This window comes from Alcaligenes sp. MMA, from assembly GCF_020907215.1.
Lineage (GTDB): Bacteria > Pseudomonadota > Gammaproteobacteria > Burkholderiales > Burkholderiaceae_B > Alcaligenes > Alcaligenes aquatilis.
On sequence record NZ_JAJJPP010000003.1, the window covers coordinates 280,761 to 293,449 of the forward strand.

Annotated in this window: 13 protein-coding genes; 9 read left to right on the top strand and 4 right to left on the bottom strand. The window is 55.5% G+C overall.

Annotated features, from left to right (window positions below):
• Positions 1-48: 48 nt before the first annotated feature.
• Complete coding sequence (gene argJ / locus LNA76_RS13845; protein WP_108728539.1) at positions 49-1,275, top strand: bifunctional glutamate N-acetyltransferase/amino-acid acetyltransferase ArgJ; 1,227 nt, start codon at positions 49-51, stop codon at positions 1,273-1,275.
• A 75-nt stretch (positions 1,276-1,350) separates the two neighbouring features.
• Here the strand turns inward: argJ and LNA76_RS13850 are convergent, their stop codons facing one another.
• Positions 1,351-1,512 (bottom strand): DUF1328 domain-containing protein, encoded by a 162-nt coding sequence (locus LNA76_RS13850; protein ID WP_009460570.1) that lies wholly within the window; start codon positions 1,510-1,512, stop codon positions 1,351-1,353.
• 106 nt (positions 1,513-1,618) lie between these two features.
• A complete protein-coding gene (locus tag LNA76_RS13855; protein WP_094197753.1) occupies positions 1,619-1,822 on the bottom strand; it encodes a CsbD family protein in 204 nt (67 codons plus the stop codon).
• Positions 1,823-2,222: 400 nt separating this feature from the next.
• Here LNA76_RS13855 and rplU point away from each other — a divergent pair, with 400 nt between their 5' ends.
• From rplU to LNA76_RS13880, 5 genes are all read left to right on the top strand, one after another.
• Positions 2,223-2,534 carry a 50S ribosomal protein L21 gene (gene rplU, locus LNA76_RS13860; protein ID WP_003801901.1) on the top strand — a complete coding sequence of 104 codons (312 nt, stop codon included), beginning with the start codon at positions 2,223-2,225 and terminating at the stop codon, positions 2,532-2,534.
• A gap of 50 nt (positions 2,535-2,584) precedes the next feature.
• Positions 2,585-2,845 carry a 50S ribosomal protein L27 gene (rpmA, locus tag LNA76_RS13865; protein WP_094197754.1) on the top strand — a complete coding sequence of 87 codons (261 nt, stop codon included), beginning with the start codon at positions 2,585-2,587 and terminating at the stop codon, positions 2,843-2,845.
• A 286-nt stretch (positions 2,846-3,131) separates the two neighbouring features.
• Positions 3,132-4,220 (top strand): GTPase ObgE, encoded by a 1,089-nt coding sequence (gene obgE, locus LNA76_RS13870; RefSeq protein WP_230019284.1) that lies wholly within the window; start codon positions 3,132-3,134, stop codon positions 4,218-4,220.
• A gap of 133 nt (positions 4,221-4,353) precedes the next feature.
• A complete protein-coding gene (gene proB / locus LNA76_RS13875) occupies positions 4,354-5,511 on the top strand; it encodes a glutamate 5-kinase (protein ID WP_094197756.1) in 1,158 nt (385 codons plus the stop codon).
• Positions 5,512-5,640: 129 nt separating this feature from the next.
• On the top strand, positions 5,641-6,894 hold the full coding sequence (locus LNA76_RS13880) for a D-amino acid dehydrogenase (protein WP_094197757.1): 1,254 nt from the start codon (positions 5,641-5,643) through the stop codon (positions 6,892-6,894).
• Positions 6,895-6,965: 71 nt separating this feature from the next.
• Here LNA76_RS13880 and LNA76_RS13885 read toward each other — a convergent pair whose 3' ends face one another.
• Entirely contained in the window at positions 6,966-7,742 is a 777-nt protein-coding gene (locus LNA76_RS13885) for a DNA-binding response regulator (protein WP_230019285.1), read from the bottom strand.
• Between the two features lie 112 nt (positions 7,743-7,854).
• Between LNA76_RS13885 and LNA76_RS13890 the strand changes: the two genes are divergently transcribed.
• The 3 genes from LNA76_RS13890 (at position 7,855) to thiC (ending at position 10,924) form a co-directional block, all read left to right on the top strand.
• Positions 7,855-8,229 (top strand): helix-turn-helix domain-containing protein, encoded by a 375-nt coding sequence (locus LNA76_RS13890; RefSeq protein ID WP_094197759.1) that lies wholly within the window; start codon positions 7,855-7,857, stop codon positions 8,227-8,229.
• A 210-nt stretch (positions 8,230-8,439) separates the two neighbouring features.
• Positions 8,440-8,817 carry a helix-turn-helix domain-containing protein gene (locus LNA76_RS13895; RefSeq protein WP_094197760.1) on the top strand — a complete coding sequence of 126 codons (378 nt, stop codon included), beginning with the start codon at positions 8,440-8,442 and terminating at the stop codon, positions 8,815-8,817.
• Positions 8,818-9,007: 190 nt separating this feature from the next.
• Positions 9,008-10,924, top strand: a complete 1,917-nt coding sequence (thiC, locus tag LNA76_RS13900) for a phosphomethylpyrimidine synthase ThiC (RefSeq protein ID WP_108728535.1) — start codon at positions 9,008-9,010, stop codon at positions 10,922-10,924.
• 1,113 nt (positions 10,925-12,037) lie between these two features.
• Here the strand turns inward: thiC and LNA76_RS13905 are convergent.
• On the bottom strand, positions 12,038-12,616 hold the full coding sequence (locus LNA76_RS13905; RefSeq protein ID WP_094198434.1) for an OmpA family protein: 579 nt from the start codon (positions 12,614-12,616) through the stop codon (positions 12,038-12,040).
• Positions 12,617-12,689: the final 73 nt, after the last annotated feature.

The following is a 12,689-nucleotide window of genomic DNA, read 5'->3' on the forward strand; positions in this document are numbered from 1 at the left end:
ATCATGATTGCTTTGAGCCGCCTTTAACATTGTTTTTCGGATCGCGTCATGGCCGTCAATCTGTTCATCCCCTCTGAATCTGATATTCACCCCGTTGCCGGTGTCAAAATCGGTATTGCCGAAGCCGGTATTCGCAAGGCCAACCGACGCGACCTGACCGTGTTTGAATTGGCCCCGGGCACCAGCGTGGCCGGTGTGTTCACCACCAACCGTTTCCGCGCCGCGCCGGTGCAAGTGTGCGAAGCGCACCTGGCTACTCACGATGGCATCCGCGCCCTGGTTATCAATACCGGCAATGCCAACGCCGGCACAGGTCAACTTGGCCTGGAAAAAGCCCAGCAAACGTGTACAGCAACCGCAGGCCTGCTAAACATCCTGCCCCAGCAAGTGCTGCCTTTCTCTACCGGCGTGATTCTGGAACCCCTGCCTATGGATCGCCTGTTGGGCGCTCTGCCCGCAGCGGTCAGCGATCTGTCCGACAACAACTGGTTCAATGCTGCTCACAGCATCATGACCACCGACACGCAACCCAAAATCGTGTCTCGTCAAATCCAGCTATCGGGTAAAACGGTGACCTTGACCGGTATCAGCAAAGGCGCGGGCATGATTCGCCCCAATATGGCCACCATGCTGGGTTACCTGGCTACTGACGCCGGTATCGCTCCCGAACTGCTGCGTGATATGTGCCGTCTGGCGGCGGATCGCTCCTTCAACCGCATTACGGTTGATGGCGACACCTCCACCAATGACTCTTTCATCATCATGGCAACCGGCCAAAGCGGTGTCACGGTGGAATCGATTGCAGACCCGAACTACAACACCTTGCTGGACGCCCTGGTCGACGCCTCTCGCGAACTGGCCCAGAAAATCGTGCGGGATGCTGAAGGTGCCACCAAGTTCATGACCATTCAGGTTGATGACGCCGGTTCCAGCGAAGAAGCCCTGAAAGTGGCTTACGCGATCGCCCATTCGCCGTTAGTCAAGACCGCATTCTTTGCCTCCGACCCGAACCTGGGCCGTATTCTGTGCGCCATCGGCTACGCAGGCATTAGCGATCTGGACGTCAACAAGCTGCGTCTGTGGCTGGGTGATGTGCTGGTCGCCGTGAACGGCGGTCGCAATCCGGACTACCAGGAAGAGGACGGCCAGCGCGTCATGCAGGAAGCCGAGATTCTGGTGCGTGTGTCCCTGGGTCGTGGTCAACACAGCGAAACGGTCTACACCTGCGACTTCTCGCACGAGTACGTCACCATCAACGCTGACTACCGCTCGTAATAAAAAAACCGCCTCCACCCAATGGGTGGAGACGGTTTTGCAGTTCAGACAGGCCCGCCTCTTTGCGGGCCTGTTCTATTTCTTGCCCATGCCCTTGACCAGCGAGAGCACCGCAAGAATCAAGAACACAACAAATAGTATTTTGGCAATGGACGCGGCACCAGCGGCAATACCGCCAAAGCCCAACACAGCGGCCACAATAGCAACAATAAAAAAGATGACGGCGTAGTAAAGCATACGATTCTCCTCATTATCAGTATGTACAGGATCATGGCTTTGTCTGGCGGGCCGTTTTTTTACGGCTCAAGAAACAAGCATCAGACAAAAAACTGCTCCCGCCTCACTAACGGTCATACTTGTCGTAGAAATCCTTTACTTCGCGCTCTGCCTCTTCGCGGGTACGACCATAGCGCTCTTGCACCAAACCAGCCAACTGAGTGGCATCGCCCTTGATTTTGGCCCAATCATCATCGGTGATCTCACCCCAGACGCTGCGAGCCTTACCCGCCAATTGTTTCCATTTGCCTTCGATCGTGTCCTTATTCATACGTTTCCCCTAGTCAGGTTCGAAAAATAAATGACTTACGCTTCTGTGAACGCAACACCTCTACCGTAACGGAAGGACGGCAAAACAAAGGCCACAGATTGAGGGGAAATGTAACAAGTTAGCGCTTCTGCCCTGATCGGGGAAATCTCCCGCTCTGACCTGCCTTACACAGTCTGCGTCCTTGCCCAACCCTCTACAGCCTAGGGGAGACGAAAGGATTGGATGCAAAATACTGACAGGAGAAGGCCCAAGCCATTGACAGCAAAGCCTTTTTACTCTATTATTTTTTGCTTGGCATTTTGCGTGTCAAGATTTTTTTATGTTAGATGGCATTACAGCGGGCTGTTATTTGTTATTGGCCTTTTAAACGATGCCTGTTTGACTCTTTAAGGGATTCCCTATGTACGCGGTTATAAAAACCGGCGGTAAGCAATATCGCATTACTGCTGGCCAAAAACTCAAAATAGAACAGATACCGGCAGACATTGGGCAAGAAATTTCGCTTGACCAGGTTCTGTCCGTCGGCGAAGGTGAAGCACTGCAAATCGGTGCTCCTTTCGTTGCTGGTGCTGTGGTCAAGGCTACCGTTCTTGCGCAAGGCCGTCACGACAAAATCAAGATTTTCAAAATGCGCCGTCGCAAGCACTACCGCAAAACGCAAGGCCATCGTCAAAACTACACCGAAATCCGCATCGAAGCGATCAACGCCTAAGTTGTTGCTAAAAGCGAATTTGGTATTTTCTTCATCTAGGAGCTAAAGAAATGGCACAGAAGAAAGGCGGCGGCTCTACGCGGAACGGCCGTGACTCACAGGCCAAACGTCTGGGCGTTAAAGTCTACGGCGGTCAGGTAATTTCGGCTGGCGGCATCATTGTTCGTCAGCGCGGCACTCAGTTTCACCCCGGCGTGAACGTGGGCATTGGTAAAGACCACACCCTGTTCTCCCTGGTCGATGGCAAAGTCAAATTTTCCGTCACTGGTGCTCTGAACAAGCGTACCGTTTCGGTCGTTGCTGGCGAATAAGCCACCCGATCCAAGCGTACTCGCTGCGAAAAAGCCCTGCCGCCCTAGGCAGGGCTTTTTTTATGCATGGCCCCTGTGCCATCCTGAAAACCCGCCCACCCGGCTTAGCCAGTCTCCCTACGGCCACAGCAAGAGATTAAAAATCGGCCACTATCACGGCACATACCGGCAGCTAAGCCAATCTCCTATACACTAAGCAATTGGGGTTTTTGTTTAAAATGGTCTGCTCCCAGACCAGCAGCAAATACTGTTCTGCGGCCCCTGGACCTATACAGCACTCATCACCATGAAATTCGTAGACGAAGCGACCATTGAAGTGGTCGCAGGCAAAGGTGGAAACGGCGCTGCCAGTTTCCGCCGAGAAAAATTTATTGAAAAAGGTGGCCCCAATGGCGGCGACGGCGGACGCGGTGGCAGCATTTATGCCCAGGCCGATCGCAACGTCAACACCTTGATCGACTACCGCTACGCCCGCCTGCACCGCGCTCGCAACGGCGAAAATGGCCGTGGCTCCGACCAGTACGGCGCGGGTGGTGAGGACATCACCCTGCGTGTGCCGGTAGGCACCATGATTTTTGACGCGGAAACCGGCGAGCAGCTGTTTGACATGAAGCGCCATGGCGAGAAAATCACCCTGGCCCAAGGCGGCGCCGGTGGTTTGGGTAACCTGCACTTCAAATCCAGTGTGAACCGAGCCCCACGTCAATTTACTTATGGCAAAGAAGGCGAGCATCGCAAGCTGCGCCTGGAACTGAAGGTACTGGCTGATGTCGGTCTGCTGGGCATGCCCAATGCCGGTAAATCCACGCTGATCACCCGCATTTCCAACGCCAAGCCTCGCATTGCGGACTATCCCTTTACCACCTTGCATCCTAACCTGGGTGTGGTGCGTTCGTCCGAAGCACACAGCTTTGTGGTTGCCGATATTCCTGGCCTGATCGAAGGTGCCTCTGAAGGTGCTGGCCTGGGCCACTTGTTTTTGCGTCACCTGACTCGCACCCGTATTTTGCTGCATCTTCTGGACGTATCCAGCCTGGATCCGGACGAGGACATTGTGGCCAAAGTAGCTGCGGAAGCCCGTGCTATTGTTGAAGAACTGCGTCTGTACAGCGAGGATTTGTACGCCAAGCCACGCTGGCTGGTGCTGAACAAGCTGGACATGGTGTCTGATCCTGAAGACCTGAAAGCCCGCCTGCTCAAAGAGCTGAAATGGGAAGGCCCGGTATTCGGCATCTCCGCTCTAACCGGTGTGGGCACGCAAGATCTGGTGTATCAGCTGCAATCCTGGTTGGACGAAGAAAGCCGCAAAGAGCATATCGAGCAAGATATTGCCGACGGCACCCATATTTACGACGAGAGGTTTGCCCCAGACTGATCGTGCTACATAGGTCCCGGGCTTAGACTCCAGGACCGAACCCCAAAATGCCCGGAAGACGCGGTTAAACCAGCCGCCCTACTCCTGGCATTTTCTCTATTTACACGCCAAGCGATGGATTTCTGAACTCGTCATGCAGCACTCTTCTCATTCTGAATCGGCCGTTGCACAATCGCGCCGATTGGTTATTAAAGTAGGTTCGTCCCTGGTCACCAACGAGGGCAAAGGGATTGACCTGGATGCCGTAGAGCAATGGGCTACCCAGATTGCTCAACTGCATGCCCAAGGCAAGCAATTGGTGCTGGTCTCCAGCGGTGCCATTGCCGAAGGCATGGCCCGCCTGGGCTGGCCGCGTCGACCGAAGGCCATGAATGAGTTGCAGGCAGCGGCCGCCGTAGGCCAGATGGGTTTGATTCAAGCCTATGAGGTGGCTTTTGCTCGCCACGGTGTACGCACCGCCCAGATTTTGTTGACCCATGAAGACCTGGCAGACCGCCATCGCTACCTGAACGCACGCGGCACTATCAACACCTTGTTGGATCTGGGGGTGGTACCCATCGTGAACGAGAACGACACGGTGGTCACGGATGAAATCCGTGTGGGTGATAACGATACTCTGGGCGCTCTGGTCACTAATCTGATCGAAGCCGAAACACTGATTATTCTGACCGATCAAGCTGGCCTGTATAGCGCCGACCCGCGCAGCAATCCCGATGCGCAATTCATCTCGCTGGGACAAGCGGGCGATCCGACGCTGGAAGCCATGGCAGGCGGCTCGGGCAGCAATATCGGCACCGGCGGCATGATCACCAAGATTCTGGCCGCCAAGCGCGCCGCACAAAGCGGTGGCCACACCATCATTGCCTCGGGTCGGGAACAACAAGTCCTGTCGCGTCTGGCACAAGGTGAGCGCATAGGCACAGAGTTACGTGCCACCCTGCCTGTACGTTCGGCCCGTCAACGTTGGCTGGTCGACCAACTACGTGTGCGTGGTCGCGTGTCGCTGGACGAAGGCGCAGTACGTGCCCTGGTAGACGGCCACAAGAGCCTGCTGCCCGTAGGTGTCACCCATGTCGAGGGCGAATTCGACCGTGGCGATGTCGTTGCCTGCGTGGACAAACACGGTGTGGAGTACGCCCGTGGCTTGGTCAATTACTCCTCGGACGACACCCGCCGCATCATGGGCCAGCCTAGCCACCTGATCAATGAATTGCTGGGTAGCGAACACGATACGGAGCTGATCCACCGCAACAATATGGTGTTCCCGCGCAGTGGGCCAGATCAGGACTAAGCCTTGACCCCTGCCCTGCCCGCCTGTTGAAATAGACGGATAAAACGTATCGAATTGCGACGGTCCGTGCGAACTGTCCGCGCCTGATCGCAACACTTCCCCTTTCGGGCGATGCGCCCAAGGAACCGTATGAAGATCCTCGTGTTAGGTGCTGGCGTAGAAGGCGTAACCAGCGCTTATTATCTTGCCCGCCAAGGACACAGCGTAACGGTCATTGACCGCATGGCTGGGCCCGCTCTGGAAACCAGTTTTGCCAATGCTGGTCAACTCTCCTTTGGCTATGCCTGCCCCTGGGCCGCGCCGGGTATCCCGCGCAAGGCCATCAAGTGGATGTTCGACGAGCACCCTGCCCTGACGATTCGCCCCGATGGCACGCTGACACAAATCAAATGGCTGCTGGCCATGTGGCGCAACTGCACGGCAGATCGCTACGCCACCAATAAAGAACGCATGGTGCGTCTAGCTGAATACAGTCGCCATTGCATGGCCGAGTTGCGCGCCCAGACCGATATTCAGTTCGAGCACCGCTCCCAAGGCACCTTGCAGGTTTTCCGTACGCAAAAGCAACTGGATGGCATTGCTGCCGACATCGAGGTGCTGAAAGAAGCTGGTGTCCCTTACGAGCTGCTGTCAGCGTCTGAGCTGCACACGATTGAACCAGCGCTGCGACATGTAGAGCACAAATTGAGCGGTGGCCTGCGTTTTCCTGAAGATGAAACCGGCGACTGTCAGATGTTCACCCGCCGTCTTAGCGAATTAGCTGAGCAGGAAGGCGTGGAGTTTCGCTGGAATCAGAATATTCAGCGTATTCACAGCAACGGCACAGAGATCAGCGGCGTGCAAAGCTCCGACGGCTTGCTGACAGCCGATGCCTATGTGGTAGCCCTGGGCTCCTGGTCTACGGGTCTGATGAAAGACCTGCAAGCCATTCCGGTCTACCCATTGAAGGGCTACTCCATTACCGCCACGATTGCGGACGCCTCCCGTGCGCCCCAATCCACCCTGCTGGATGAAAGCTACAAGATCGCCCTGACACGCTTTGACAATCGTATTCGTGTGGGTGGCATGGCCGAGGTGGTGGGTTTTAACAAGCGCCTGAATCCACGCCGTGAACAGACTTTGCTGATGGTCTTGAATGACCTGTTTCCCGGCAGCTACCAAAGCGATGCCGACCTGCACTTCTGGACCGGCCTGCGTCCCAAGACACCGGACAGCACCCCGATCGTGGGTCGTAGCCGTTACTCCAACCTATTCCTGAACACCGGCCACGGCACACTGGGATGGACCTTGGCTACCGGCAGTGCGCAATTGCTGGCTGATCTGATCAGCAACAAAGAGCCTGCAATCCGTGCTGACGACTTGTCGGTGCAGCGTTACTACTAAGCCCCTGCTCTAGAGCATCAACAAAGGCTTTGCCAGGTTTAACCGGCAAAGCCTTTTTCAACTCCCCTGCCCTAATGGCGCGCCGGTTCGGCCAGCAACTGGCAATTGGCCGCAAACATATAGCCCCAGTTATGGATAGAGCGTATCGGTAAAGCCGTCCCACCCTGGCTGAATTTGCGCCGCATACGGCTGACCAACACACCCAGGCGATTGATATGCAAGGCGCCAGGCGGATTGCTGATGACATCTGTTTTACTGGCAACAGCCCGCATCAGCTCGTAATGGCTGGCCCGGCGATCCTCCTCTCGCAGCAAACGGACCATAAAGGCGCGCTCCGTGCTGGTCAGACTAAATGACATGCCAACCGGTGATATCAAGGTCCAGCCTTCCTGATCCAGCACCCACTCCTGAATCAAGGAGGGTTCAGGAATAATGGGCATCTGCATCAAACGCCGTTGCAGACTCTGCAAACTGGCCGCCAGCAACTCCAAAGACGCATCCTTGGGACAAAACTGATCGCCGCCACTGTGCAAGGCTTGCAACATGGCCGAGTCCGTGGCGTCGGACTGCATCAAGATCCCGACTTGCGGACACAGCATCCGTAAGCGCACGGCTGCAGAGCAAATCTCTGCCAAAGTGCCTCCCAGCCAGGCAATACATAGTGAACCGGCATGACGCCCGCGCGTTTGAGCCAACTGCAATAAAGCCGTTACATCCGGACAAAAAATAAGACGATAACCACGTTCAGCCAGTGCCTGAATTTTTTGTTCTAGTAAATTCCGATCAGGGATAGCCGTGGCCAGGTAGAGCACAACAGGACCGCCAACAATTTCATTTGCAACCGACATAGTTGAAACCTTAACTATAATGACATCTGATGACTATGTCGGACAGTATAAATCACGACTGTGATTTTTTATCAAAACCATCGTGCTGGCAGTTACATCAACAATCTGTTGTGTGAAACATTTCTCCGAACGCCTTCGCCATGCACGTCAATACCGCGGTCTTTCTCAGGCGGATTTGGCACGTCTATGCGGATTGACTCAAAGCGCCATCTCCAACTACGAAAACGGTACTCGTCGAGATGCCCGCGAAATACTGGAGCTGTCCAGAGCCTTGAATGTCAGCGCTGTATGGCTGCGCAAAGGTGTCGGCAAGATGGAGTTCTTGGACGACAGATATACCTTGTCCGAACCTCAGGAAGGCGCTCCGATTGTCTCCTGGCCGTTCCGTCTGTTCTCCGTCGATGAGGTGGTTGCGCTAGCCGATAGCGAACGGGATTTGCTCGATCGCACTTTGCGTCATTTGCTGGACGGCATGAAAAAGCGCTAGACACTACTCGTTTCTGCCCCCTACCTGCTGTCGCCAAGCGTCGCACTCTACTCAGTGGCTGGTAGTACACACAGCGTGATACCAGACTGCGCCCACACCTATCCTAACCTTCTCTTTGCCTAGCGAAGCAGATTGGGCCGGATCGTTTTATCACATACGGGGTTTTTCTTGAAAACCATCGTGCAGGGCGTTCCATGAACAATCTGTAGTGTGAAACACTTCTCTGATCGCCTCCGTCACGCCCGCCTGCAACGCGGCTTTTCCCAAGCCGAACTGGCCCGCCTGTGTAACCTTAGCCAAAGCGCCATCTCCAATTATGAGAGTGGCACGCGGCGTGACGCGCGCGAGATTCTGGATCTGGCCAAAGCCCTGAACATCAGCGCCCAATGGCTCAAGAACGGGCTGGGCAATATGGAGTTGAGCACAAGCCATGCGGCCACCTTGCAAGACTCCGGCGAAGGCCCGCCCATTGTGACCTGGCCCTTCAACCGCTTTTCCGTGGACGAGATTGTGGCTTTACCCCCCAAAGAGCGTGACCATCTGGATCAAACCATCCGTCACCTGCTCAACGGCATGAAAAGAAAATAAGCCTTATACGTCCACAAGCAGCTCTAAAGTACCTATACTTGTCGGCACGCAGGGGTACTCGCCATTTGGCGGGTTGAGATAAACCCTCGTACCAGTACGGATAATGCCGATGCTGGGAGCGTGTGCCACAGGTGCAATGCCTGCACGGCACTTCTTCCTATATCGGCTCCACCATTTCCTTGGAGCTGCAATGACAAGCAAAACCCCTTCTTTTACGGCCACTGCGGCCAGCGTAGACCCGGCTGCGATCCAGCCCTTACCCAACTCCCGAAAGACCTATCAAACCGGCTCACGGCCTGATCTGCGTGTGCCTTTTCGGGAAATCTCTCTGGCTGATACGCCCAGCCACTTTGGCGCCGAGCCAAACCCTCCCTTAAGCGTTTATGACACCAGCGGTCCTTACACAGACCCCTCGGTACAGATCGATATTCGCAAAGGTCTGCCTGCACTGCGCCAAGCCTGGATTAGCGAGCGCAATGACACCGAGTTGATGGCAGGACTCAATAGCCAGTACGGTCAGGCCCGCCAGGCTGATCCGGAGCTGGACACCTTGCGCTTTGAACTGAAGCGTCAACCCCGGCGCAGTACTTCGGGTGCCAATGTCACGCAAATGCATTACGCACGGCGCGGCATCATCACCCCTGAAATGGAGTTTGTGGCGATTCGGGAAAATCTGCGGCGCGAGCAATACATTGAAAGTTTGCGCGCCAGTGGCCCACAAGGTGAAGAGATGGCCCGCCGCCTGACCAAGGTACACCCCGGTCAGGGCTTCGGAGCCAGCTTGCCCACCACGGTAACACCCGAGTTTGTGCGCGATGAGATTGCGCGTGGCCGAGCCATTTTGCCCGCCAATATCAACCACCCGGAAACCGAGCCCATGATTATTGGCCGCAATTTCCTGGTGAAGATCAACGCCAATATCGGTAACTCCGCCCTGGGCTCCACCATTGGCGAAGAGGTCGAGAAAATGACCTGGGCGATTCGCTGGGGTGCAGACACCATCATGGATTTGTCCACGGGCAAGAATATCCATGAGACGCGCGAATGGATTATTCGCAACTCACCCGTTCCGGTGGGCACCGTGCCTATTTACCAGGCACTGGAAAAGGTCGGCGGCATTGCCGAGGATCTGACCTGGGATATTTTCCGCGACACCCTGATTGAACAAGCCGAGCAAGGTGTGGATTATTTCACCATTCACGCTGGTGTGCGTTTACCCTTCATTCCGATGACAGCCAGTCGCATGACAGGCATTGTGTCGCGTGGTGGTTCCATCATGGCGAAGTGGTGTCTGGCGCATCACCGCGAAAGCTTCCTGTACGAGCATTTCGAGGACATCTGCGAGATCATGAAGCAGTACGACGTGGCTTTCTCACTGGGTGACGGCTTGCGCCCCGGTTCGGGCTATGACGCCAATGATCAGGCGCAATTCGCGGAACTGCGTACTTTGGGCGAGTTGACTCAGGTTGCGTGGAAGCATGATGTTCAGGTCATGATTGAAGGTCCTGGTCATGTGCCTTTGCATCTGATTCCAGAGAACATGCAGTTGCAGCTGGAGCACTGTCATGAGGCCCCCTTCTATACCTTGGGGCCTTTGGCAACCGACATTGCACCGGGCTACGATCACATCACTTCCGGTTTGGGCGCGGCGATGATTGCCTGGCAAGGCACGGCGATGTTGTGCTATGTGACGCCCAAGGAGCATCTGGGCTTGCCGAACAAGAAAGACGTGAAGGACGGCATCATCACGTACAAGATCGCGGCACATGCCGCGGACTTGGCCAAGGGGCATCCTTCGGCGGCATTCCGGGACAATGCCTTGTCAAAGGCGCGCTTTGAATTCCGTTGGGATGATCAGTTCAATCTAGGGCTGGACCCGGATACCGCGCGTGAGTTCCACGACGAGACTTTGCCTAAAGACTCGATGAAAGTGGCGCACTTTTGCTCCATGTGTGGGCCCAAGTTCTGCAGCATGAAGATCTCGCAGGATGTACGTGACTATGCCAAGGCTAACGGCCTAGATGAGCAGTCCGCTGTGGATCAGGGGATGAAGGAGATGTCAGTACAGTTCGTTCAGCAGGGCAGCAAGCTGTATCAGGAGGCTTGAAGCTTTATTGAAGACGGGCCTGGTGTGAACATGATCGTTGTTTGATCAGGCCTTGATGGGTTAAAGCCCTGGGTGGATTTTTTCTGCCTGGGGCTTTTTTTGCGGGGTTCGTTGCTTCATTTGTTGCTTCATTTGTAGGAACGCGAAGCTTGTCAGGCAAAAGAGATCGTTGCAGAAGACGCCAATTGAGCCTAGCCTCAGGGTGTCCGGCCTGAGAGTTTGCCGGTGCTGCGCACCGGTGCCCTTGTCGGAAGATAGCTATGGGCGCATCCTGAACTCACCGGGTACTTGGTCCCCCGGACCAAGTACAAGCGTCCGGCTCAAACAGCAGGATGCTTGCACCCCTACGCTATCTCCCGCCTGCGGCAAACCCTCTAAACCAACCGGACCCCCTGAAGCTAGGCTCAACTGGCTCACAATCGTTTTTTTCTGGACAGTTCAAACTGCATGCCTGGATGGCGTGTGACACTTTCCTAACCTGCGTCGAATCTCTGACCTCCCACCTCAGGCCTCTCACCTGAGACCTTTAACCTCCGACCTCTCACCTCAGTCCTTTCACCTCCGACGTCAAACGTCAAACCTCAAGCCTCAAACTTCAGATCCGAGATCCCAAATCTCAGACCCTTAATACATGATTGCTTGAATAGCCACGGTATGAGCCCTTGGGGGCGGTGGGGACCCGGAGGGGCGATTCAGAGTACTTGCCGCAGGCGGGGGCATGATCCGGGGTGCAAGCGCTCTGCTGTTTGAGCGGGACGCTTGTGGTTCGTCCGGGGGACGAACCACCCCGTGAGTTCAGAGTGCGCCCGGATGATGACCTCGACAAGGGGACCGGTGCGCAGCACCGGCAAGTGCTCAAGCCCCTCCGGGTCCCCACCGCCCCCAAGGGCGTGCTCATTACTGGGTTCTACTCAATAATCAGCCTTACCCCCAAAGCAACGGTGACGCCATCAGCGACAACAGATAAGCACCAATTGGCAGCTCACAGCTAACAACAAGCAACAAGCAGAGGACCCTGCCCTAAAACCCCATTACTCCCCGATCGAGCACAAAAAAAGCCCGGTTAAAAAACCGGGCCTTTTGTCAGCACGCCTTAAGCCGGCAAGCAGAGACTTACTTCTGCGGAGCGTACAAATACAACTCCACACGGCGGTTCATGGCGCGGCCTTCAGCCGTGGCATTATCGCCAATAGGAGCATTCGGACCACGGCCTTCCACCATCAGACGACCTTGCCCCACACCTTGCTGTGTCAGGTAGTTAGTTACCGCACTGGCACGGTTGACCGACAAAGTCTGGTTGGTTTGCGCCGAACCGGTGCTATCGGTATGACCAACAGCCTTAGCACGCAACTCGGGATGCTGATTCATCGCACGAGCAACACTGTCGAGCACAGGCAGCAAAGCGGGTTTCAACTGATAGCGACCCGTATCAAAAGACACACTGCTAGGAATATTGACCCGCAAGCTGCCATCAGCCATTTCGGTCACATCGACACCCAGCCCAGTTGCCCCAGACTGCTGAACATCCTTTTTGATGCCAGACCAGTTATACGCAGCAATACCACCAGCCAGGGCGCCGATACCTGCACCGATCATGGCTGCCTTGCTGCTATCTCCGATCAAGGCCCCAATACCCGCCCCCACAGCAGCACCGCCGCCGGCACCCATTGCGGTACGACCGCCTGTGCTCATATTGTCCATAGTGCCGCAAGCGGCCAAAAGGGAAAGAGCACCCGCACATGCTGCTAATTTTGCAGAACGAATG